Source organism: Aeromonas sp. (genome assembly GCF_050252055.1).
Taxonomy (GTDB): Bacteria; Pseudomonadota; Gammaproteobacteria; order Enterobacterales; family Aeromonadaceae; genus Aeromonas; species Aeromonas caviae.
This window is the reverse complement of sequence record NZ_JBFWLQ010000008.1, coordinates 36,933-60,387: the sequence shown is the minus strand read 5'-3', so window position 1 is coordinate 60,387 and position 23,455 is coordinate 36,933. Positions and strand designations below refer to the sequence as shown.

General features: G+C 57.7%; 22 protein-coding genes. 20 read left to right on the top strand and 2 right to left on the bottom strand.

Features of this window, described 5'->3' with window-relative positions; translation table 11 throughout:
- Positions 1–11 precede the first annotated feature (11 nt).
- A complete protein-coding gene (mutH, locus tag AB7E19_RS14925) occupies positions 12–686 on the bottom strand; it encodes a DNA mismatch repair endonuclease MutH (RefSeq protein ID WP_042014896.1) in 675 nt (224 codons plus the stop codon).
- 731 nt (positions 687–1,417) lie between these two features.
- Here mutH and rppH point away from each other — a divergent pair.
- The 8 genes from rppH to AB7E19_RS14885 all read left to right on the top strand — a co-directional run bounded on the left by rppH (position 1,418) and on the right by AB7E19_RS14885 (position 9,063).
- Positions 1,418–1,945 (top strand): RNA pyrophosphohydrolase, encoded by a 528-nt coding sequence (gene rppH, locus AB7E19_RS14920; protein ID WP_010673089.1) that lies wholly within the window; start codon positions 1,418–1,420, stop codon positions 1,943–1,945.
- A gap of 13 nt (positions 1,946–1,958) precedes the next feature.
- Positions 1,959–4,238 carry a phosphoenolpyruvate--protein phosphotransferase gene (ptsP, locus tag AB7E19_RS14915; RefSeq protein WP_043153047.1) on the top strand — a complete coding sequence of 760 codons (2,280 nt, stop codon included), beginning with the start codon at positions 1,959–1,961 and terminating at the stop codon, positions 4,236–4,238.
- A 66-nt stretch (positions 4,239–4,304) separates the two neighbouring features.
- Positions 4,305–5,129, top strand: coding sequence for a prolipoprotein diacylglyceryl transferase (gene lgt / locus AB7E19_RS14910; protein WP_043153049.1), 825 nt, complete (start codon positions 4,305–4,307; stop codon positions 5,127–5,129).
- Positions 5,129–5,923, top strand: coding sequence for a thymidylate synthase (gene thyA, locus AB7E19_RS14905; RefSeq protein WP_039039983.1), 795 nt, complete (start codon positions 5,129–5,131; stop codon positions 5,921–5,923). Before lgt ends, thyA begins: the two co-directional genes overlap by 1 nt.
- 278 nt (positions 5,924–6,201) lie before the next feature.
- The gene (gene nhaA, locus AB7E19_RS14900) at positions 6,202–7,392 is read left to right on the top strand and encodes a Na+/H+ antiporter NhaA (protein WP_045523258.1); all 1,191 of its coding nucleotides are present in this window, start codon (positions 6,202–6,204) and stop codon (positions 7,390–7,392) included.
- Between the two features lie 20 nt (positions 7,393–7,412).
- Positions 7,413–7,793, top strand: coding sequence for a hypothetical protein (locus AB7E19_RS14895; protein ID WP_175429470.1), 381 nt, complete (start codon positions 7,413–7,415; stop codon positions 7,791–7,793).
- A complete protein-coding gene (gene nhaR / locus AB7E19_RS14890; RefSeq protein WP_010673095.1) occupies positions 7,780–8,712 on the top strand; it encodes a transcriptional activator NhaR in 933 nt (310 codons plus the stop codon). The genes AB7E19_RS14895 and nhaR overlap by 14 nt, the downstream gene beginning before the upstream one ends.
- Before the next feature lie 48 nt (positions 8,713–8,760).
- On the top strand, positions 8,761–9,063 hold the full coding sequence (locus tag AB7E19_RS14885) for an ArsR/SmtB family transcription factor (protein ID WP_042878863.1): 303 nt from the start codon (positions 8,761–8,763) through the stop codon (positions 9,061–9,063).
- A gap of 48 nt (positions 9,064–9,111) precedes the next feature.
- Here AB7E19_RS14885 and rpsT read toward each other — a convergent pair whose 3' ends face one another.
- Positions 9,112–9,375 carry a 30S ribosomal protein S20 gene (rpsT, locus tag AB7E19_RS14880; protein ID WP_005308808.1) on the bottom strand — a complete coding sequence of 88 codons (264 nt, stop codon included), beginning with the start codon at positions 9,373–9,375 and terminating at the stop codon, positions 9,112–9,114.
- A 191-nt stretch (positions 9,376–9,566) separates the two neighbouring features.
- On the opposite strand from rpsT, the gene murJ reads away from it, so the two are divergent.
- From murJ to AB7E19_RS14820, 12 genes are all read left to right on the top strand, one after another.
- Positions 9,567–11,129: a murein biosynthesis integral membrane protein MurJ gene (gene murJ, locus AB7E19_RS14875; RefSeq protein ID WP_029313784.1), complete on the top strand. Its 1,563-nt coding sequence runs from the start codon at positions 9,567–9,569 to the stop codon at positions 11,127–11,129.
- A 207-nt stretch (positions 11,130–11,336) separates the two neighbouring features.
- On the top strand, positions 11,337–12,311 hold the full coding sequence (gene ribF, locus AB7E19_RS14870; RefSeq protein WP_048209146.1) for a bifunctional riboflavin kinase/FAD synthetase: 975 nt from the start codon (positions 11,337–11,339) through the stop codon (positions 12,309–12,311).
- Entirely contained in the window at positions 12,311–15,172 is a 2,862-nt protein-coding gene (ileS, locus tag AB7E19_RS14865; protein WP_201985220.1) for an isoleucine--tRNA ligase, read from the top strand. Before ribF ends, ileS begins: the two co-directional genes overlap by 1 nt.
- Positions 15,172–15,675 carry a signal peptidase II gene (lspA, locus tag AB7E19_RS14860; RefSeq protein WP_010673100.1) on the top strand — a complete coding sequence of 168 codons (504 nt, stop codon included), beginning with the start codon at positions 15,172–15,174 and terminating at the stop codon, positions 15,673–15,675. Before ileS ends, lspA begins: the two co-directional genes overlap by 1 nt.
- Positions 15,672–16,124 (top strand): FKBP-type peptidyl-prolyl cis-trans isomerase, encoded by a 453-nt coding sequence (gene fkpB, locus AB7E19_RS14855; RefSeq protein WP_010673101.1) that lies wholly within the window; start codon positions 15,672–15,674, stop codon positions 16,122–16,124. Before lspA ends, fkpB begins: the two co-directional genes overlap by 4 nt.
- A complete protein-coding gene (ispH, locus tag AB7E19_RS14850; RefSeq protein ID WP_244053630.1) occupies positions 16,124–17,059 on the top strand; it encodes a 4-hydroxy-3-methylbut-2-enyl diphosphate reductase in 936 nt (311 codons plus the stop codon). The genes fkpB and ispH overlap by 1 nt, the downstream gene beginning before the upstream one ends.
- Before the next feature lie 110 nt (positions 17,060–17,169).
- On the top strand, positions 17,170–17,577 hold the full coding sequence (gene tppA / locus AB7E19_RS14845) for a type IVa pilus pseudopilin TppA (RefSeq protein ID WP_039039991.1): 408 nt from the start codon (positions 17,170–17,172) through the stop codon (positions 17,575–17,577).
- A gap of 3 nt (positions 17,578–17,580) precedes the next feature.
- Positions 17,581–18,144 carry a type IV pilus modification protein PilV gene (gene pilV, locus AB7E19_RS14840; protein WP_134997696.1) on the top strand — a complete coding sequence of 188 codons (564 nt, stop codon included), beginning with the start codon at positions 17,581–17,583 and terminating at the stop codon, positions 18,142–18,144.
- Entirely contained in the window at positions 18,141–19,142 is a 1,002-nt protein-coding gene (locus AB7E19_RS14835; RefSeq protein ID WP_143238102.1) for a PilW family protein, read from the top strand. The genes pilV and AB7E19_RS14835 overlap by 4 nt, the downstream gene beginning before the upstream one ends.
- Positions 19,139–19,582 carry a type IVa pilus pseudopilin TppD gene (gene tppD, locus AB7E19_RS14830; protein WP_143238101.1) on the top strand — a complete coding sequence of 148 codons (444 nt, stop codon included), beginning with the start codon at positions 19,139–19,141 and terminating at the stop codon, positions 19,580–19,582. Before AB7E19_RS14835 ends, tppD begins: the two co-directional genes overlap by 4 nt.
- Before the next feature lie 65 nt (positions 19,583–19,647).
- Positions 19,648–23,169 carry a pilus assembly protein gene (locus AB7E19_RS14825; RefSeq protein WP_427935890.1) on the top strand — a complete coding sequence of 1,174 codons (3,522 nt, stop codon included), beginning with the start codon at positions 19,648–19,650 and terminating at the stop codon, positions 23,167–23,169.
- On the top strand, positions 23,166–23,450 hold the full coding sequence (locus tag AB7E19_RS14820) for a TapY2 family type IVa secretion system protein (protein WP_041210962.1): 285 nt from the start codon (positions 23,166–23,168) through the stop codon (positions 23,448–23,450). The genes AB7E19_RS14825 and AB7E19_RS14820 overlap by 4 nt, the downstream gene beginning before the upstream one ends.
- Positions 23,451–23,455 lie beyond the last annotated feature (5 nt).

The following is a 23,455-nucleotide window of genomic DNA, read 5'->3' as shown; positions in this document are numbered from 1 at the left end:
GATAAGCAGGATCAAAGGGGGAGGGCAAAATGGCGCTGCAGGAGCTGATGGGTGAACTCGATCTTGAGGTAGAAGCCCCGTGGTAGCGTCATGATGGGTTGGCCATTGCGGCCGATGGCGCGGGTCAGCGCTTTGCTGTTGGCCGCCTTGGGGCGCAGCTGCAATACCTGGCCGTGGCGGGCGCTGATCTGCTCCACTTCCCCCAGCACTATCATGTCCATCAGCTCTTCCCAGTCCTGGCGCAGCAGTCCTTCTTCCTCTTCATTCGGGCTCCATAGCAGCGGCATGCCGACGCGACGGTCGCCGACAGGGATGTCGCGGCTGCCTTCCACTGGGATCCAGAGCACCCGCGACAGCTTGTTGCGCACGTTCGACTCCTCCCAGCGCTGGCCGCTGACCCCGATGAGGGGGGCCACGCAGACAAAGGTGGTTTCCAGCGGGCGCCCTTGAGGATCGACGGGGATCGTCTTGAGCTCGATACCGAGATCCGGAAAATCCTGCTCGGGACGGCTACCTGCACTGGCCCCCAGCTGCCACTCGATCAACTGCCCTGTCCAGCCCTTGTCACGCCTGAGATCCCGCGGTACGGGGATGCCCGCCGTTGCGGCAAGCTGGGCCAGAGTGAAGCCAGCCATGGCGTAGGCTCGACTGAGCAGCTCTTGTTCTGACTGGGGATTGGCGGGCATGAGGGCTCCTCTGGAGATAATAGACATCGCAATACGGATCCTTGCATGGTATCGCTGATTTTATAACCGATCCTCGCCCGACTATACACAGGGAGACATGGGTGACAGAATTCAACATATCTAAATGATTTTAAAGGGTTTTACTTTATTTATCCAGTATGTTGGCCCGCCGGATCCCCGCATAAACGAGTTGTCCAAGGGTTTATGCGAGCTGTTGCACACAGTTATCCACAGAAATCTTGGATAACTGGCGTAAAGTGGTGAAAGGAAGCGTGGCACCAGAAATAAATGTGAGAGTACGCCGATTTTCAGCGCCATTTCGGTGCAGATAATGCGCCATATCTGTGGATAAATCCGTCTTGGTGGATCTTTGAGCAGTCGAACTTGTTCACAATTGACAGGCTGGATCCTCTTAGGCAAAAGACATGGATCTTGATCCAGCAATTAAACTATAACCTTATGTATTTAAATGTATATTTTGTTTTTAAGTGAATCGGGTATGATATGCTTCCGTGCAATGCCACAGTATAAAACTACTGTATATACCTGCTTGATCACAGGTTTATGCACAGTCTGGGTGGGCAACTTGCCTAGCATGAACCTTCAATTTGTTTATAACTTTGCTTGAAATGCCAAGTTATTCATGAATGGAAGATGACAGTCCCTGTTTGCCGCCACGGGGTGAATGTGGAACAATCTCGTTATAGATTCAGCCTTTATAAGGTGATCACGTGATAGATGGTGACGGATTTCGTCCCAATGTCGGCATCGTGATCTGTAACCGTGACGGACAAGTATTGTGGGCTAAGCGCTATGGGCAGCACTCCTGGCAGTTTCCGCAGGGGGGGGTTGATGATGGTGAATCGCCGGAACAGGCCATGTATCGTGAGCTGTATGAGGAGATAGGCCTCAAGCAGGACGATGTGACCATACTGGCGACCAGTCGCAACTGGCTGAAGTATCGCTTACCCAAACGACTCGTCCGCTGGGACAGTTCACCGGTCTGTATTGGCCAGAAGCAGAAATGGTTTTTGTTGCAGCTCGATCCTGGCAAAGAGTCCAGGATCCAGTTTGGCTGTCATGGTCACCCGGAATTTGATGATTGGCGTTGGGTCAGCTTCTGGTACCCGGTTCGTCAGGTCGTCTCCTTCAAGCGGGAGGTTTACCGCCGGGTGATGAAGGAGTTTGCCCCGCTGGCCATGCCAGTCCCCGTGGTGCAGGCTAACCGAAAAGATGGGCGGCGTAACCGCTCGCGTTAAGGAGCACAACTAGTTGCTGACGGAACTCAGACGCATCGTGGAAAGCATGGCCGAGGCCAACACCCTCGAACAGGCCTTGCAAGCATTGGTGAGCCAGACCCGGCTCGCCATGACGGTGGACTGCTGCTCCGTCTATGTGGCCGAGCCGGACATGCGCCGCTATCGACTGGCTGCGACCGATGGTCTGGCAGAATCGGCCGTGGGCAAGGCTACCCTGCCGTTCGAGCAGGGTATTGTCGGCCTGGTGGGTCAGCGTGAAGAGCTGATCAACCTGGCCGATGCCCCCTCTCACCCCAGTTTCAAGTTCCTGCCCGATGTGGCGGAAGAGGCGTTTCGCTCCTTCCTCGGCGCTCCCATCATGCATCAGCGTCAGGTGGTGGGGATTCTGGTCGTGCAGCAGAAGGAGAGCCGCCTCTTCGATGAGGGGGAAGAGTCCTTCATGGTCACCCTGGCGGCTCAGCTGGCTGCCCGCATCGCCCAGGCCCAGGCCAAGGGGTGGCTGCAGAAGACCGACTGGAGCAAGCCGCTGCGCGGTATTGCCGGGGCGAGTGGCATCGCCATCGCCAAGGCCTGGGTGTGGCGTCCGCGCAAGGCGCTCAATACCATCACGCCGCGCAAGGACGAGGATCATACCAAGCAGCTTGCCCGTCTCGAGCTGGCGGTGGAGGAAGTGCGCCACGATCTGGAGAGCCTGGCACTGCGCTTTCGCGAGAGCTACAGCCAGGACTCGGTTGCCATCTTCGACATCTATCTGCACCTGTTGAACGATCCCGGCTACATCAAGCCCATCCGCAACAAGGTCAGCAAGGAACACTGGACGGCGATCTCGGCGGTCAAACTCATCAGCGATCGGCTGATAGAGCAGTTCAAGGGGATGAAAGATCCCTATCTGCGGGAGCGCTCCACCGATGTGAAAGACATCGCCCAGCGGCTCATCAGCCGGCTGGTGCAGGACGAACCCGAGCAGCTCACCATCGGCGAACCCGTGGTGCTGGTCGCCGATGAAGTAACGGCCACCATCCTTGCGGAGATCCCGAGGGAATTTCTGAGCGGTGTGGTGTCGCTCAAGGGCGGGACAAACTCCCATGCCGCCATCCTGGCCCGTGCCATGGGGGTGGCGGCCATCATGGGGGTGGATCTGCCCCTTGGTGACATCGGCGGGCGTACTCTGGTCATCGATGGCTACAGCGGCGATCTCTTCATCGAACCCAACCAGGTGATCCTGACCGAGTACCGTCAACTGCTGAGTGAGGAGCGGGCACTCGACACCCTGGTGCGCAGCGTCGACAACCAGCCCTCCGAGACCGCGGACGGCACCAAGGTCTCCCTGCTGCTCAACGCAGGGCTGAGTGCGGATACCGAGATTTCCCTCAATCATCTTGCGGATGGGGTGGGGCTCTATCGCACCGAGATCCCCTTCATGCTGCAGGACAGCTTCCCTTCGGAGTGGGAGCAGACTGCCCGCTATCGCGGGATCCTGGAAACCTATCGGGATCGCCCGGTTTGCATGCGGACTCTGGACGTGGGGGGGGACAAGCAACTGCCCTATTTCCCCATCGTGGAGGAAAATCCCTTCCTTGGTTGGCGGGGGATCCGGCTCACCCTAGATCACCCCGAACTCTTCCTGGTGCAGCTCAAGGCCATGTTGCGGGCCAGCGAAGGGCTGGACAATCTGGCCATCATGCTGCCGATGATCAGCAGCGTCAGTGAAATCAAGGCCTCCCGTCGTCTGCTGGATCAGGCGTGGCGCGAGGTGTCGGAAGAAGCGGCCAGCCGCGATGCGGTGATCCGCTACCCCAGTCTCGGGGTGATGATCGAAGTCCCCTCCGCGCTGTACATCCTGCCGGAGATGGCGCCGCTCATCGACTTCTGGTCGGTGGGCAGCAACGACCTGACCCAGTACCTGCTGGCGGTGGATCGCAACAATGCCCGTGTCGCCAGCATCTACGATGCCTTCCATCCCGCGGTGATCCGCGCTTTGCAACTGCTGGTCGATGCCTCCCAGCGCTATCACAAGCCGGTCTCTGTTTGTGGCGAGCTGGCTGGCGATCCGGTCGGAGTGCTGCTGCTGCTGGCCATGGGCTATCGCCGTTTCAGCATGAATACCCACAACATCTCCCGTATCAAATACGTGCTGCGGCAATCCGACCTTGGCGAGTTGAAGGCGCTGATGGCGGATGGTCTCAAGCATGACAATCCTCACGTGCTGCGCGGCCTGTTTGCCCGCTATCTGGAAGAGCACGGTCTGGGAGGCTTGCTGCGGGCTGGGCACAAGGTCAGGCTGCCCGATTGATATTCCGTCTTGTTACTGCGTAAAAATGATCGGAGAATGCGGCTTTTCTTATGATTGGGGCCGCCTATGCAGCACGACGGATATTGGGTTTTCTCGCAGATTGATCCCGTAGCATTCAGTTTGGGACCATTATCGGTACGCTGGTATGGTCTCATGTACCTGTTCGGTTTTGCCTTCGCCATGTGGCTGGCAGGTCGCCGCGCCGATGCACCCAACAGCGGCTGGACCCGCAACGAGGTATCCGACCTGCTCTTTTATGGCTTCCTTGGGGTGATCCTGGGTGGCCGTATCGGCTATGTGCTGTTCTACAACTTCGATCTCTTCCTTGCCGACCCGACCTATCTGTTCAAGATATGGACCGGTGGCATGTCGTTCCACGGCGGCCTCATCGGGGTGATCACCGCCATGATCTGGTTTGCCCACAAAACCCAGCGCCACTTCTTCACCGTGGCGGATTTCGTGGCGCCGCTCATTCCGTTCGGCCTCGGTGTTGGCCGCATCGGCAACTTCATGAACGGCGAGCTGTGGGGTCGGGTCACCGATGTCCCCTGGGCCATCATCTTCCCCGAGGCTGGGCCCGAGCCGCGTCACCCGTCCCAGCTTTACCAGTTCGCGCTGGAAGGGGTGGTGCTCTTCATCATCCTGAACCTGTTCTGGCGCAAGCACCCACCCCGTGGCGCCATTTCCGGGATGTTCCTGCTCTTCTATGGCCTGTTCCGCTTCCTGGTGGAGTTTGTTCGTCAACCAGACAGCCAGCTGGGTCTCTACTTCAACGAGATCAGCATGGGTCAGATCCTCTCTACCCCGATGATAGTGGCGGGGGGGCTCATGGTCTGGGCCGCCTACAAGCAGCCCCGTCTGTTCGGCAATGCACCGAAGGAGGCGAAGTAATGCGTGCCTATCTCGACCTGATGCAGAAAATTCTGGATGAAGGGACCGTCAAATCCGATCGCACCGGCACCGGGACAGTCTCCTTGTTCGGTCATCAGATGCGCTTCAATCTGGCGGAAGGATTCCCGCTGGTGACCACCAAGAAGTGCCACCTGCGCTCCATCATTCATGAGCTGCTCTGGTTCCTCAATGGCGATACCAACACCGCCTATCTGAAAGAGCACGGTGTCAGCATCTGGGATGAGTGGGCCGACGAGCACGGTGATCTGGGGCCTGTCTATGGTGCCCAGTGGCGCTCCTGGCCAGCGGCCGATGGATCTGTCATCGACCAGATCCAGAAAGCGGTGGATGACATCAAGCACAACCCGGATTCCCGCCGCATCATCGTCTCCGCATGGAACGTGGGCGAGCTGGACAAAATGGCGCTGGCACCCTGCCACGCCTTCTTCCAGTTCTATGTGGCGGATGGCAAGCTCTCCTGCCAGCTCTACCAGCGCAGTTGTGATGTTTTCCTTGGCCTGCCGTTCAACATTGCCAGCTATGCGCTGCTGACCCACATGATGGCGCAGCAGTGCGATCTGGAAGTGGGGGACTTTGTCTGGACCGGTGGCGATGTGCACCTCTATTCCAACCACATGGAGCAGACCGCACTGCAACTCACCCGCGAGCCGCGCCCCCTGCCGCAACTGGTGATCAAGCGCAAACCTGACTCCATCTTCGATTACAGATTCGAGGATTTCGAGATCCAGGGCTATGATCCCCATCCTGGGATCAAGGCGCCTGTCGCTATTTGAGTAAGTAGTGAGCCTGGGGCGAGTCCCGCCTCTCAGGTGACGATGAATTGACACTCAGCTGTTAGAGGCGCCTGCGGGCGCCTTTTGCATTTTATGTGAATTTATATGCGATGTTCCGGGTGGAGAGAAGGCTCTTGAAAGAGGGTAGTAATCGGCTTATAGCAGGCATTATCTGTTTTGCTTTCGGTTTTTTCGTTGTTATCGGCCGTTAGAAACGATTTTTCATTGAGCTACTCGGCCCCTAGACTGAAAAAATGGAATCTTATGGGTAGTTAGATATGAGCGATGTATTCAAGCGTTTTCTCAAACTGGAGTCTGCTTCCGGGATCATTCTGATCCTGGCCGCCCTGCTTGCCATCGGCCTGGCCAATTCGGCGCTGGCGCAACACTATCAGAGCTTCCTCAATACCGAGGTGCAGGTTCGCATCGCGGCGCTCGACATCAACAAGCCGCTGCTGCTCTGGATCAACGATGGCTTCATGGCGATCTTCTTCCTGCTGGTGGGTCTCGAGGTGAAGCGAGAGATGCTGGAGGGGGCGCTTTCCTCCCGGGTGCAGGCAACCTTCCCGGCCATTGCCGCCGTGGGGGGGATGTTGGCACCGGCCCTCATCTATAGCTTCTTCAACTACGGAGACGAGGCTACCCGGGCTGGCTGGGCGATTCCGGCCGCAACCGACATCGCCTTCGCTCTCGGGGTCATGGCGCTGCTGGGCAAGCGGGTACCGACCAGCCTCAAGGTCTTCTTGCTGGCGCTGGCTATCATGGACGATCTGGGGGTCATCATCATCATTGCCCTCTTCTACACCCAGCAACTGTCGCTGACTGCGCTGGCGATAGGTGTGGTGGCCACTCTGACCTTGCTCTGGATGAATCGCCGTGGTGAGGACAGGATTGGACTCTATATGCTGGTTGGTCTGGTGCTCTGGGTTGCCGTGCTCAAGTCCGGTGTCCATGCGACCCTGGCGGGGGTCATCGTGGGCTTCATGATCCCCCTCAACGGCAAGCGTTACGCATCGCCACTCAAGCATCTGGAGCATGTGCTGCACCCCTGGAGCGCCTTCCTGATCCTGCCGCTGTTCGCTTTCGCCAACGCCGGGGTATCGCTGGAGGGGATCAACTTCTCGGCTCTGCTCAATCCGCTCCCCATGGGGATCATCCTGGGGCTCTTCGTCGGCAAGCCGCTCGGGATTTTCACCATCAGCTGGCTGGCTGTGAAATCAGGCATTGCCCAATTGCCGCAAGGAGTGAACTTCAGACAGATCTTTGCCGTCAGCATCCTGTGTGGCATCGGCTTCACCATGTCGATGTTTATCGCATCGCTGGCATTCGAGCATGGCGGACTGGACTACGGCAGCTACTCGCGCCTCGGGATCCTGGCAGGTTCCACACTCGCGGCCGTGATCGGTTACATCGCCCTGCGGATATCGCTGCCCAATCGGGAGGCGAATCAAAGTACGGAGGGGTTATGAGAAAACTAGGATGGTTAGTCATGCTGGCGAGCCCTGCACTCTGGGCAGATAGTCTGGCCGATTGTCAGCGGGATGCCACCTCGGCAAGTTGTTCTGCCTATCTCAACGGGGTGGTCGACAGCGCACTCATGCTGGGGGACTCACAGGTAAAAGCCCGGTTCGGAGAGACCTTCGCCGAACGGGCTCTGAGCAGTCGTGCCGGCGAGCGAGTCAAGCTGTCCAACAAGCGCTATTGTACCGAGCGAATGCCGGATGCCGGTCGTCTCAAGGCCCATCTGCAGGCACAGTTCGACGCGAACAAGGTTGACTCGATCAGCGACATGTATGACATTCTGGCGGTTGAACTCAGCTGCTACCGGAGCCCGCCTGGCGCGGGAACCCCATCGGATGTCACACCTTAACTACAACCATCTCTACTATTTTTGGATGACTCAGAAGAAGGGCTCCGTCACGCAGGCGGCGGAAGCCCTCTTTTTGACCCCACAGACCGTGACCGGTCAGATCAAGCTGCTTGAGCAGCGTCTTGGCGGCAAGTTGCTGATCAGAAAGGGGCGCTCCCTTGAGGCCACCGAGCTTGGCCAACTGGTATTTCGCTATGCAGACAAGATGTTCAGCCTCTCCTACGAGATGCTGGATATCGTCAACTACCGCAAGGAGAGCCAGATCCTGTTCGACGTCGGCATCGCCGATGCACTCTCCAAGCGTCTTGCCAGCCGGGTGCTGCTCTCCGTGATCCCCAATGATGGTTCCATTCACCTGCGCTGCTTCGAGTCGACCCATGAACTTCTCCTGGAGCAGTTGAGCGAGCACAAGCTCGACATGATCCTCTCTGATTGCCCGGTGGACTCCAGCCAGCATGCCGGGTTGCTGTCCAAGCGTCTGGGGGGATGCGGCGTCAGTTTCTTCTGCAAGGCGCCTCTGCCCTCCCAGCCTTTCCCTGCCTGCCTGGAAGAGCGCAAGCTGCTCATCCCGGGCCGTCGCACCGCCATGGGTCGTCAACTGACCCAGTGGTTCGAGCAGCAGGGAATTTCCCCCAGCATTCTGGGAGAATTCGACGATGCGGCGCTGATGAAGGCGTTCGGCTTCTTCAACCAGGGCATCTTCATGGCACCGACCATTTATCGGGAGGAGATCCTGGAGGGGGAGGAGGTGATGCTGCTGGGTGAAACCCAGGATCTGATGGAGGAGTATTACGTCATCTTTGCCGAGCGGATGATCCAGCATCCTGCGGTCAAGCGGGTATGCGAGAGTGATTTCTCCTTCCTCTTTGCGGGGCAGGAGGATTTCACGGCCATTCAGCCGGCAAGCCTCTCGTTTTAAATCGAGGGTGACGGCGCTATGATGCCAGTCTTGGAAGAGGAGGGTGAGATGCGATTGGAAGAGATGGAAGCGAATGCCGGGCGTGCCGTCACCCTGCTCAAGGCATTGGCCAATGAGCGACGGCTGTTTATCTTGTGCCAGTTACTGGATAGGGAGCTGTCGGTCGGCGAGCTGAACGAGGTCTTGGGATTGAGCCAGTCAGCCATGTCGCAGCATCTGGCGGTGTTGCGCCGGGATGAGCTGGTGGCGACGAGGAAGGAAGCCCAGACGGTCTATTACTCCCTGCGCAGCCATGAGGTGCGCGAGATGATCGGATTGTTGCACAGACTGTACTGTAGCGACCCCAAATAAAAAACCGGCACTAGGCCGGTTTTTTCAGCTTTCATCAGCGGATGCTGATTAAGCCATGGCTTTGATCTGGGCAGACAGGCGGCTCTTGTGACGAGCAGCTTTGTTCTTGTGGATCAGGCCTTTGGTCGCCATACGATCCATGATCGGCTGAGCAACAGCGAAAGCGGCAGTGGCAGCAGCCTTGTCACCAGAGGCGATGGCAGCGATCACTTTCTTCAGGTAGGTACGGGTCATGGAACGACGGCTGGCGTTGTGCTGACGACGTTTCTCTGACTGAAGAGCACGCTTCTTAGCAGATTTGATGTTAGCCAAGGTAAAACTCCTAAAACTGTCTTAGCGAGTGTATTGAAAAGGCCCGGAAATATGCCTTCCCAACCACATATTGTCAAATGATTTGTGCAAATAAACACCGCCCCCCGGTGGTGTGTCAGATGGGAGACGGTTAAACTGTCGGCCGATTCTAACAGCATTCTTTTCTTTCCGACAGTTCCAGAGGCCTCGTCTTGAGTAAGAAATTGATCAAATCCGGCATGATAGTGTCCGGAATGACGCTGGCATCCCGTGTGATGGGCTTGGTGCGCGATGTGGTCATCGCCAATTTGCTCGGTGCCGGGGTGGCCGCAGACGTCTTCTTCTTCGCCAATCGCATTCCCAACTTCTTGCGCCGGCTCTTTGCCGAAGGGGCATTCAACCAGGCCTTCGTGCCCGTGATGACGGAGTACAAGAAAAATGGTGACGAGCAGGCGGTTCGGGAGCTGCTGGCAGCGGTGGCGGGCACCCTGGGTGGCATCGTCACCGTGGTCACCCTGCTCGGGGTGCTGGGTTCCGGTGTCCTGACGGCTCTCTTTGGCTGGGGCTGGTTCTGGGACTGGCTGCATGGCGGACCGGCGGCGGAGAAGTTCGAGCTGGCCAGTCTGATGCTCAAGATCACCTTCCCCTACCTCTGGTTCATCACCTTCACCGCCATGGCGGGGGCTATTCTCAATACCTTTGGCCGTTTTGCCGTGTCCTCCTTCACGCCGGTATTCCTCAACATCACCATGATTGCGGCGGCCTGGTGGATCGCGCCCTTGATGGAGCGCCCCGAGATCTCCCTGGCGATCGGTGTCTTTCTCGGCGGTCTGGTCCAGTTTTTGTTCCAGTATCCTTTTCTGCGCCAGCTCAACATGCTGGTCTGGCCCAAGTGGGGTTGGCACCATCCCGGGGTCGTGAAGATCCGTACCCTGATGATCCCGGCCCTGTTCGGCGTGTCGGTCAGCCAGATCAACCTGCTGATCAACACCATGCTGGCCTCGTTTCTGGCCACCGGCGCCATCAGCTATCTCTACTACTCTGACAGGTTGCTGGAGTTCCCCCTCGGCCTCTTTGCGGTGGCCATCAGCACGGTGATCCTGCCTGCCCTGGCCAGGAAACACGTGGATGCGGATCCGGCGGATTTCTCTCGCACCATGGATTGGGGAGTACGCATGGTGATGCTGCTCGGCTTGCCAGCCATGGTCGGTATCGCCGTGCTGCGCGAGCCCATACTGCGGGTGCTTTTCATGCGCGGTGAGTTTGGTCTGCACGAGGTGAGCATGTCGAGTGCCAGCCTGCTGGCCTCCACCACGGGGCTGCTCTCCTTGATGCTCATCAAGGTGCTGGCCCCCGGTTATTACGCCCGCCAGGATACCAGGACGCCGGTGCGTATCGGCATCATGGCCATGGTTGCCAACATGGTGTGCAACCTCATCTTCATCTATCCGCTCGGCTACGTGGGGCTGGCTCTCGCCACCGCCTGCTCCGGCACCCTGAACGCCGTACTGCTGTTCAAGGGGCTCTATCAGCAGGATGTTTATCGCCCTTCCCGCAACACCGGGCTGTTCTGCCTCAAGCTCTTGGCGGCAACGGTCTTGATGGGGGGGCTTCTGGCCTATCTGTCACCGGATCTCGCCCAATGGGGGGCCTGGAGCATGGGCAAGGCCAGCCTGGAGTTGACCCTGCTGCTCTGCCTGGGCGGAGCGCTGTATGGCATTGTCCTCTTGGCATTGGGGATCCGGCCACGGCACCTGAGAGCCGGTCAGCAATAAGGAGCCAGCTGCAAGGGAGGGGACAGTACAGGGTCGATGGGGGCGGTCTCAGGGGCTGTCGGGTTGGCCCGCCAACGAGGTGCGATGCTCCTGGCCAAGTCCGAGAAGCGAGCGGGATGGCTAAATCGGGTCAACGGCAGGGCTGACCCTGCCTGCTGCCTGATATATAATCCGCCGATTTCCATGGCAGCAACGCACAAGGCACTGATGGAGCTTATTCGCGGCATTCACAATATCAAGCCCCGTCACCGGGGCTGTGTATTGACCATAGGCAACTTCGATGGGGTTCATCAGGGGCACCACGCGGTGTTGGCCCGTTTGCAGGATAAGGCCGCCCAACTTGGCCTGCCAGCCTGCGTCATGTTGTTCGAACCCCAGCCGCTGGAGCTGTTTGCGGGCAGTGCCGCGCCCGCCCGCCTCAGCCGCTGGCGGGAGAAGTACGAAGCCCTCAAGGGAATGCAGATCGATCGCATGCTCTGCGTGCGTTTCACCCATCGTTTTGCCGAGCAGGCAGCCAGCACCTTCATCGAGCAACTGCTGGTGGAGAAACTCGGCGTGCACTATCTGGTGGTCGGCGACGATTTTCGCTTCGGCAAGGGGCGGGAAGGGGACTTCCACCTGCTGGAGGAGGCCGGTCGGCGCTTCGGGTTCGAGGTGATCAGCACCCAGAGTTTCCAGCTTTCCCGCCAGCGGGTCAGCAGCACCCTGGTGCGTGAGGCCCTCAAAGCGGGCCGCATGGCGGAGGTGGAGCTGATGCTCGGTCGCCCCTATGCCATCAGCGGCCGGGTGGCCCACGGCGATAAGCTGGGGCGCACCATAGGTTTTCCCACCGCGAATCTGGCCCTCAAACGCCAGGTTGTCCCGGTCGGTGGCGTGTTTGCGGTGGAAGTGATATGTTCCGGCAAGACTTTCCCCGGCGTCGCCAATGTGGGTGTACGTCCGACCTTGAGCGGTACACAAGCCAGATTGGAAGTACATCTATTTGATTTTTCTGGTGATCTATATGGTCAGCAGGTCAAGGTGCTGCTTCGCCACAAGCTGCGCGAAGAGCAGAAATTTGACTCTTTCACCGCCTTGAAAGAGCAGATCGAACGAGATGCCCTGGCGGCCCGAGCCTGGTTCGGGCTGCCACAATTTCATTTACCCAGCACTCTTTTAGAAAAGAAGGGAACCCAGGACTGATGAGCGACTATAAACACACCCTGAATCTGCCGGAAACCGAGTTTCCGATGCGTGGCGATCTGGCCAAACGCGAACCCAACATGTTGAAACGTTGGTACGATCAGGATCTTTACGGCGCCATTCGCCGCGCCAAAGCGGGCAAGCCTTCTTTCATTCTGCACGATGGCCCCCCCTATGCGAACGGCAGCATTCACATCGGTCACTCGGTCAACAAGATCCTCAAAGACATCATCATCAAGTCCAAGGGCCTCTCCGGCTTCGATTCCCCCTATGTGCCGGGCTGGGATTGCCACGGTCTGCCCATCGAGCTGAAAGTGGAAGGCATGGTCGGCAAGCCGGGCGAGAAGGTTTCCGCCGCCGAGTTCCGAGCCGAGTGCCGCAAATACGCCAAAACCCAGATCGAAGCGCAGAAGACCGACTTCATCCGTCTGGGCGTGCTGGGTGACTGGGAACACCCCTACCTGACCATGGATTTTGGCACCGAAGCCAACATCATCCGCTCCATGGCCAAGATCGTTGAAAACGGCCACCTGCACAAAGGCTCCAAGCCGGTGCACTGGTGTACCGATTGCGGCTCCGCGCTGGCTGAAGCGGAAGTGGAGTACTACGACAAGAACTCCCCCTCCATCGACGTGCGCTTCAAGGCCGTCGACGAGGCTGCCGTTGCCGCCAAGTTTGATTGCGCCGAAGGCCACACCGGCAAGGGCGCGCTCTCTGCCGTGATCTGGACGACCACCCCGTGGACCCTGCCGGCCAACCGCGCCATCGCCATGCATGCCGATCTGGACTACGCACTGGTGCAGGTAGAGGGCGACAATCCCGAGCGCCTGATCCTGGCTGCCGAGCTGGTCAAGGACGTGATGGATCGCGCCGGCATCGAGCATTTCCACAACCTGGGCTATGCCAAGGGTGCTGCACTCGAGCTGCTGCGCTTCAACCACCCCTTCTACAGCTTCGACGTACCTGTGGTGCTGGGTGACCACGTCACTCTGGACGCCGGTACTGGCGCGGTACACACCGCCCCTGGTCACGGTCAGGAAGACTTCGTGGTCGGTCAGAAGTACGGTCTGGAAGTGGCCAACCCGGTTGGCAGCAACGGCGTCTATCTGCCGGATACCGAACTGTTTGCTGGCCAGCACGTGTTCAAGGCCAATGCGGCCGTGGTCGAGGTGCTGACCGAGCGCGGCGCCCTGCTGCATCACAAGGTATTCAACCACTCCTACCCGCATTGCTGGCGTCACAAGACCCCGATCATCTTCCGTGCCACCCCCCAGTGGTTCATCAGCATGGAGCAGAAGGGTCTGCGCAAGCGTGCTCTGGAAGAGATCGAGCGTATCGAGACTCAGGGCATTGCCCAGCATGGCCAGAGCGGCTGGGTCCCGGCCTGGGGCAAGAATCGCATCCAGGCGATGGTCGAGAACCGTCCCGACTGGTGTATCTCCCGTCAGCGTACCTGGGGCGTGCCCATCTCCCTGTTCGTTCACAAGGATACCCAGGCGCTGCACCCGGATTCCGTGCGCCTGATGGAAGAGGTGGCCAAGCGGGTCGAGCAGTCCGGCATCCAGGCCTGGTGGGATCTGGACAAGGCCGAGCTGCTGGGCGCCGATGCCGACAACTACGAGAAAGTGCCTGACACTCTCGACGTCTGGTTTGACTCCGGTTCTACCCATGCCTCCGTGGTCGATGCCCGTCCCGAGTTCAACGGCAAGCCGGCCGACATGTATCTGGAAGGCTCTGACCAGCACCGTGGCTGGTTCATGTCCTCCCTGATGATCGGCGTGGCGATGAAAGACAAGGCTCCCTACAACCAGGTGCTGACTCACGGCTTCACCGTTGATGGTCAGGGTCGCAAGATGTCCAAGTCCATCGGCAACGTGGTGAGCCCGCAAGACGTAATGAACAAGCTGGGTGCCGACATCCTGCGTCTGTGGGTAGCGAGCACTGACTACACCGGCGAGATGACCGTCTCCGACGAGATCCTCAAGCGCTCTGCCGACGCCTATCGCCGCATCCGCAACACCGCCCGCTTCCTGCTGGCCAACCTGAACGGCTTCAATCCGGCGACCGACATGGTGGCGCCTGCCGACATGGTGGTGGTGGATCGCTGGGCCGTGGGCCGTGCCAAGGCGGTACAGGCCGAGATCATGGCGGCGTTCGACGAGTACAACTTCCACGGTGTGACCCAGAAGCTGATGCAGTTCTGCTCCATCGAGATGGGTTCCTTCTATCTGGACGTCATCAAGGACCGTCAGTACACCGCCAAGGCTGACAGCCTGGCCCGTCGCTCCTGCCAGACCGCCCTCTATCACATCGCAGAGGCCATGGTGCGCTGGATGGCGCCCATCATGAGCTTCACCGCCGACGAGATCTGGGCCCTGCTGCCGGGTGAGCGCGGTGAGTTCGTGTTCACCGAGGAGTGGTACGACGGCCTGTTCGGGCTTGAAGCGGGCGAAGTGCTGAACGACGAGTTCTGGGCCGAGATCCTCACCGTGCGCGGTGAAGTGAACAAGGCGCTGGAAGTGGCCCGTGGCGAGAAGCGCATCGGCGGTTCTCTGCAGGCCGAGCTGACCCTGTTCGCCAAGCCTGAGCTGGCCGCGCGTCTGAACGCATTGGCCGATGAGCTGCGCTTCGTTTTGCTCACCTCCAAGGCCAAGGTCGTCAGCGTCGATGTCGCACCGGCAGAGGCCGTGGCGACCGAGCGCGATGACCTGTGGCTCTGCGTGGCCCAGTCAGCTGCAGCCAAGTGCGACCGCTGCTGGCACCATGTAGAGGACGTGGGTACCATCGCGGGTCACGAAGAGATCTGTGGCCGCTGCGTCACCAACGTCGAGGGTGACGGCGAAACGCGTCAATTTGCCTGATGAACATGACTCAACATAAAAGCGGCCTGCGTTGGCTGTGGCTGGCAGTGCTGGCCTTTGTTCTGGACCAGGCGAGCAAGCTCGCCGTGGTCAAACTGCTGCCATTTGGCTACCCGGGGGTGGAGATCACCCCCTTCTTCAACCTGGTCCATGTCTACAACAAGGGCGCGGCTTTCAGCTTCCTGGCGGATCAGGGAGGCTGGCAGCGCTGGTTCTTCGCCGTGCTGGCGTTCGCCATCTGTGGCCTGCTGATCCACTGGCTGCGCAAGCAGTCGGTCACCCAGCGCTGGAGCGGTATCGCCTACAGCCTGATCATCGGCGGGGCGCTCGGCAACGTGTTTGACCGGCTGGTGCTGGGCCATGTGGTCGACTTCCTCGACTTCTATTGGCAGCGCGCCCATTGGCCGGCGTTCAACCTGGCTGACAGCTTCATCTTCATCGGTGCCGCCATGATCGTGCTGGACGGCTTCCGTGGCGAGAAAAAACAGGACGCGACCTCATGAGCCAGCTGATTGTTGCGGACAGCAGCGTGCTGTTCCATTTCTCTATCAAACTGGAAGATGGCTCGGTGGCCGACAGCACGGCGCTGCACGGCAAACCTGCCCGTCTGCGGATGGGAGACGGCAGCCTGACGCCGAGCTTCGAGCAATGCCTGCTGGGGCTGCGCGAAGGGGAGAGCAAGAGCTTTACCTTGGCGCCGGAAGAGGCGTTCGGCCTTTCCAATCCTGACAACATCTACCATCTCGATCGCGCCAAATTCGGTAACGAAGTTGAGCCCAAGGTGGGTACCATCATTCTGTTTGACCAGCCCAACGGCAGCGAACTGCCCGGGATCATCCGGGCGGTGGAAGGGATGTCGGTTACGGTCGATTTCAACCACCCCCTGGCCGGTCACACCGTCACCTTTGAGGTGGAGATCCTGGGAGTTGATGACGAGGAGAAGGTTCACTGATGGATATTCTGCTGGCTAACCCCCGTGGCTTCTGTGCCGGTGTCGACCGGGCCATCAGCATCGTCGAGAGCGCGCTGGAGAAGTTCGGTGCCCCCATCTATGTCCGTCACGAGGTGGTGCACAACCGCTACGTGGTGAACAAGCTCAAGGAGGCGGGTGCCGTTTTCGTCGAAGAGCTGGACGAGGTGCCGGATGACAGCATCGTCATCTTCTCTGCCCACGGTGTCGCCAAGGTCGTGCGCGAGATGGCCAAATCCCGCGCCCTAAAGGTGTTCGATGCCACCTGTCCGCTGGTGACCAAGGTGCACATGGAGGTCCATCGCGCCAGTCGCAAAGGCTCCGAAGCCGTGCTCATCGGCCATGCCGGCCACCCCGAGGTGATCGGCACCATGGGACAGTACGAGAACAGTGAGGGGGGCATGTATCTGGTGGAGACACCGGAAGACGTGGCCAGGCTCAAGGTGAAGAACCCGGATGACCTCTGCTTCGTTACCCAGACCACCCTGAGCGTGGACGAGACCTCGGATGTCATCGATGCGTTGCGTGCGCACTTCCCCAAGATCCAGGGGCCGCGCAAGGATGATATCTGCTATGCCACCCAGAACCGCCAGGATGCGGTGCGGGAGATGGCCGGGCTGGTGGACGCCATGCTGGTGGTGGGGTCGCGCAACTCTTCCAACTCCAACCGTCTGCGGGAGCTGGCCGAGAAGGTGGGCGCCAAGGCCTACCTCATCGACGATGCCTCCATGATTGAGCCGCAATGGCTGGACGGGGTTGTCCGTATCGGGGTCACGGCGGGTGCGTCAGCCCCCGATGTGCTGGTTCAGAATGTCATTGCTCGTCTGCGCGAGCTGGGAGGCAAGATAGTGACCGAGCATCCTGGCCGAGAAGAGAATGTGGTGTTTGAAGTGCCGCCCGAGCTTAGAATTATTTGAATGTGGCCAGGATGGCCTGAGAATAAAGAGTTATGTTCCTGATGCCGGATTTGTCGTTGCGACCTATCCGGCATTAGACTATATGAACCGCCAGTCACCAAGGATGGGTTATGATTGGGTTCTATCGAGGCTTTTCTCTCATTGAATTGATGATTGTCGTCGCAATCGTGGCGATTCTTGGCACTATTGCCTATCCCTCCTATCAGCGTTACCTGCTGTCCAGCCACCGAATTGATGCCAAAAAAATGCTGTTGGACGCCGCCAACAGACAAGAAACCTATTTTATGGACTTCAATCGGTATACCTCATCCGCAGCCGATTTGAATATCTCGGAGAACTCCGAATCCGGCTTCTATCACCTGGTCATCTCGGCCGGGGTCAATACATACATCCTGTTTGCCACGGCCTCTGGTGCGCAGGGGTCAGACAGCGACTGCATCATTTTCTCCATCGACCAGGATGGCACCCGGAGTGCCACCCGGCTCGGGGATACCGTCAACAATGCTTGCTGGGACTAGGCGATGAAACCACTGCGCCATCGACACACGAGGGGATTCAGCCTGCTGGAGGTGATGATTGCGGCCGTGGTGCTCTCTTTCGGCTTGCTGGGATTGGTTGCCATGCAGGTTACCGCCAAGTTTTCCAGCTACGAAGCGCGTCAGCGCACCATCGCCAACTGGCTGGCCAATGATCTGGTGGAACGCGCCAGGATCAACAAAGACAGCTGGGCTGGTCAGGGAACGACAGTGGTATCCGGCAACGCGATCCTGGATATGCCGAGCTGTGCCAACAACAATGGCACCATGTCAGATTGCAGCAGGACAGAGCGGCAGGCACTGGACCTCTTCTACTGGCAGCAGTCCCTGCTGGGAACCGCGGTATCCGGTGCCGCGTCACCTCTGCAATCTCCGGTCGGCTGCGTGATTCGTGGCGCCAACAACAGTTTGACCATAGGGATCTTCTGGCAGGGGCGGGAGTCTTTGTCCGATGGTGCCGGTGCAGTTGCCGCGGTGCGCAACAGTTGTGGGCTGGGCAATGCGGCAGACAGACAGAGGCGTCAGTTCGTACTGACGACCACACTATGAATGCCCGCGGCTTCACCTTGATTGAATGGTTGATTGCCATGTTGATCGGCGTATTTCTGGTCGGTGGCGGCTTGAGCATCTTCGTGGCTTCCCGTGCCACAACGGAGGATGCTTTCGATCAGAGCGAGTTGCAGGAGAATGGGCGTATTGCGATGCGTCTGGTGACCCAGGACCTGAAGTGGGCGGGCTTCTGGGGGGACTACACCGGTTCCCCTATGGCAACGGGGCAAGGCGTGACTCTCAGCAGCGGGTCTGCGGTGCTTTCGGCGAACGATTGTCTGGACAATTTGGGGCGTGGCAGCTTGCCACCCAGTGTGGGAACAAATCGGGGGGTCTGGGTCGCTCGGGTGGACAACAACAGGGCGATTAACGGGGGGGCTTTTGCCTGTATTCCCGTGACGTCACGTATTGCCAATACGGATGTCATCAGCATCAAGAGATTGATTGGGCTGCCCCTGGCCGATGCCGCAACTACTGGCAATCGCTTCTATCTTGCTACTACGACGCAAGCGGCGCTGATGTTCAAAGGGGGAGAAACAGTGCCCACGATGACAGATATGCCGGCTCGTCAGCTCTGGGAATATCAGCACTTTATCTATTATCTCGCTCCCAATGCCGCAGGCAACCCGGAACTGAGAAAGCGTTATCTGACAGCCAATGGGGGCTCGGTTCTGATCGGAGGCCCCATGGCGGAAGGGATTGAGCGCATGACGGTGTTGTTTGGTGTTGACGACACTCCTGTTGCCGATGGGGTTATTGATCGCTATGTCGCGTCTACAAACGTGACCGAGCAGGAATGGAGCGAAGGGCGTGTCGTTGCTGCCCGTGTCTTTATTCTGGTGCGATCATCGCAAGCATCCAGCAGCTATGTGAACAACAACATCTATCAGGTAGGCAGTACCAGCGTATCAGGCAATGGGGATGGGTTTCGTCGTTTGCTGCTGGAGAGCAGCGTGTCGCTACGCAACCCGGTGGTCATGACTGGAGGTGGTTCATGAAATCACAGCATGGCGTAGCCCTGATCGTCGCGCTGATCATCCTGGTACCTCTGACGCTGATCGCCGTGGTGGTGATGCAGTCCTCCGGGCAGGATCTCAAGATGGCAGGTTCTGCGGCCAATTTCAGGCAGGCAGAACACAGACTGGAAGGCATCATCGAAGCGGCTGTACAGAGCAATAACATATCGACGGTGATTGCAGGCATGGGTTCTGTGCTGGGGGCGAGTGCTGCCATCAGTGTCAATAGCAGCAACAATTCAGCTAATGTTGCCCTCACTAATCGCACAGAAACCGTATGCAAACGCAAGGTGGATGCCAGCAGCAACAATGTGATTCCTGTATGCAAATATGTCGAGCTACAGGCCGGTGTCAATTATGGAAAATATTCTCGCCCGCTGACCTGGACTGCGGGTGTGGAACAGCCACTGCTCACAAAATAGGAGCGAAGGATATGTGGTTACAACGATTCGGTTCAATTTTATGCTGGTGCAGTCTTGTTTTTGGCATGACGTCAACACGAGCCGATGACACCGAGCTTTTTATATACGACTTTAATAAGGCCGGTGATTTCAGACCTAAAGTGCTGCTGATATTTGATAACTCCGGCAGTATGGCTGATACCATGGAACAGATAAAGGAAGCGTACAATCCCGCGACAGCCTATCCTGCTTTGAGCAATGATCCAGACACAAGCAACACTAAACGATATATATATTTCTCAACCGATGGGAGTGTCCCCGCCATTAACAGCAACAAGCGTTTCTCCGACAAATTGAACGCTTGTGCTACTTCCAAGGTGCCTCTTGCAAATATCGGTTATTTTCAGTCGCAAGTCTGGACTTATGAAGTGACAAGCGGCAGTCCTCCGGGGAGAGGTAGGGGAAGCTGGTATTCAATTAGTGGTTATCAGGAAAACAACATCGACTTGGTCGATTGCAAGCAGGATGTCACCGCAAATAACCCTGCGAACCCATACACAGGCACCTGGAGTGTTGGCACCGGGTATCCGGTCAATAAAACCAGCAATAATCAAGGCTCATGGTTTTATACAGCGGCAACAAGAGATTCTGTTAATGCCAGCAATACAGCCGTAGTCCTTTATTCTGCCAACTATATCAGGTGGTATTACGGGCCTACGGGTTACTCTATAGAATCTCGTCTGCGTATTGCCAAAGATGCAGTCAAAGGATTGATATCATCTGCACCCGGGGTTGATTTTGGTCTGGCTATTTTCAACAGGAATGACAGTAGCAGTACCAATGGCGGCAGAGTTGTCCGGGATATTCTGGGTAGCGAGATCACGTTGTCAAATGGCAAGACCGGAGAACAAGACCTGCTCGACAGGGTCGAAGGACTGACTGCCAGTACCAACACACCATTATGCGAGACGTTGAGTGAGGCGTATCGCTTCTTCGGGGGACGAAGCGTTGTTTATGGCTTGCAAGGAGGCACGAGAGATACGACCGCCGAAAGCCCGACAGGTACCTATCAAGCCCCCTATGACAACTGCTCAAACAACGGTTACGTCATATACATCACCGATGGAGAGCCAACTCAGGATGGGGATGCCAATACCTTTGTCCAGGGATTGATAAATACATTGTCCAGCGATGAAAAAGCGGCTTATGGCACTACCGTTACTTATGGGTCAGGGAACAGGTCCAGCAGCTATCTGGCCGCATTGGCGGGTTATATGAAACACAAGGATGTGAATGCCGTTTCCCCTGGTACCCAGACAGTCACGACCTTTACCGTCGGGTTTGGTGACGAGGCGATAAGCGGGGCCGGTAATTTGCTTGCTGAAACTGCCCGTCGTGGTGGCGGCGTTTATTATCCGGCAACCAACGCCTCTGCCTTGAGTGATGCGTTGAAGGCATCGCTGCTAGCGATCCTGCGGATCAATACCTCGCTGGTGTCCCCCGCCATTGCCAGCAACAACTTTGACCGGACACGCAGTCTCAACAACATCTATTACGCTATGTTTGAGCCAGATGATGGTCCCAGATGGCGGGGCAATCTGAAAAAACTGATCTTTTCTCCTGACGGTTATGTGGCTGACAGCCGGGGACTGCCTGCTATCAAGTTTGATGGCACCATCATCGACAGTGCCCAGACTTTCTGGTCATCCGGCCGTGACGGGAACGTTGTGGCCGAAGGTGGGGCGCAAGAGATGTTGGCGGGGAAAAGCAACCGCAGCCTCTATGTCATCAACAATGCCCAGAACCGTCTCGATCAGCTGACCAAGGCAAATCTGGTAACGCAGGCTGGCAGTGAAGCCGCGCTCATGACCTTCATGCAGGCAGTTACGACGACTGAACTCGATTCCCTGATCAACTGGACCAAGGGGTTGGATGTCGATGATGAGGACTTTGATACATCAACCCTGATCCGCGCCCATATCATGGGTGACCCCCTGCACTCACGTCCCCTGGTGCTGAACTATGGCCCGCAATCCGGTAACCCGACAGATGCACCGGACTTGCGTATTCTGTTTGGGACCAATGCCGGTTTCCTGCATATGTTCAAGGACATGGGGAGCACCATAGACGAAAGCTGGGCGGCGATACCTTATGAGTTCATGGCCAATCAGAAGGCGCTGCGTCTCAATGCGGAATCAGCCGAACATATCTACGGTGTTGACTCTTCTCCGGTGGCCCTTATCAAAGATGCCAATCGCAACGGGGTGCTGAAATCCTCGGAGAGCGATTTTGTCTGGGTATTCACCGGCTTGAGGAGCGGCGGCAAAGCCTATTATGCATTCAACGTTTCCAGCCCGGATACGCCGACACTGAAATGGCGTCTGAACAGTCTGACGACTGGTTTTGGTGAGCTGGGGCTGACCTGGTCGGTGCCGGAAGTCGCGTTTGTGCCGGGAGTCAGTGATCCCGTGCTTATCTTTGCTGGCGGTTATGACGTGAACAAGAGCGTGCTGGGATTGGGAACCAGTGACAGCATGGGGAGAGGTATCTACATCGTCAATGCCGATACTGGGGCGCTGATATTCAGTGCGACCCCTGCTGCGACTTCAACCAGCAACCTCAGAGTCACGGGGATGACCGACAGTATGCCCGGGTCGGTAGCTACGCTTGACAGCGATGGTGATGGCAAAGTCGATCGCATCTATGTGGGTGATACGGGGGGCAATATCTGGCGCATGGATCTCCCAGGCACCAACAAATCTGACTGGAGCGTCTTCAAATTTGCCAGCCTGGGGTCGGATGTCACTCAAGCAGATGATCGCCGTTTCTTCACCCAGCCTATCGTGGTGCGTACCATCAACAAGCAGGTCACCCGCACCGTTGTGGGGGGGAATGTGGTCTACTCCTATCAGGATCGTCCCTTTGATGCAGTGCTGATTGGGAGTGGAGACCGCAATCGCCCCTCATCGGAAGCGACCGTCCGCAATGGCTATTTCATGTTGCGTGATTATGATGTCGTGCCGCGTGCCGCCAATGCGCAGGCAAGAAGCCCCATCTTGATTACTGACCTTTATGATGTGACCTCTGATCCTTTGTCTGCCCAGACAAACACGGATGGAATATTGGTGACCAAGGCGGGAATTACCACTGCCAAAGGGTGGGTCAATTGGTTGAACGAACCGGGTGAGAAATCCATGGGGGCCGGGGTCGTACTTCAGGGCAAGCTTTACTTCACCTCGTTCCTGCCGCAAGTGCAGTCGTTCCAGCAATGCACCATTCAATCCATCGGGGCTGCACGCCAATACATGGTAGACATGCATTATGGCAGTTCCTTCCGTTATGTGGTTGATCTTGAAGGCAACCAGACACCTGAGCGTTATGTCGAAGTACAGAACAAGGTTGCCGACGATTTGGTGGTGCATGCAGGAGACGATGCCAAGATCCGCATTATTGGAGGCGGTGTCGGGGAAGAGGTCATCCTGAAAGATGAAGGGGATGGTGAGCCTGAGCGTTGTACCGGAGCGGGAGAGTGCAACCAGGGGGCAGAGGAGGCTGAGATGGATATGTCGCCCAAGAAAATTTACCTCTACGAAGGAGAGGCACAATGAAAACACGCAGCGGGGTGTTGGGTTTGTGCCTCTTGTTATCCGGGTCCGTCTTGGCAGATGACATAAAATGTTATGTCGAGCTGGTTAACGGCCAGAAGGTTGTCCTGCACGGTACTGTGGCAGACAACACGCCAAAGGCGGTGCAGGATAAATTCAAACAAAGAGGATACGAGGTGGATGGTGCGGTACAGCCTGTGAAGAAAATCCTGGAATGCCGCACTGCGGAGGAAAATTTCCAGTCAAAAGAGGGTCAGCAACAGGATGCCCGTCAACTGCGATAGCGAAG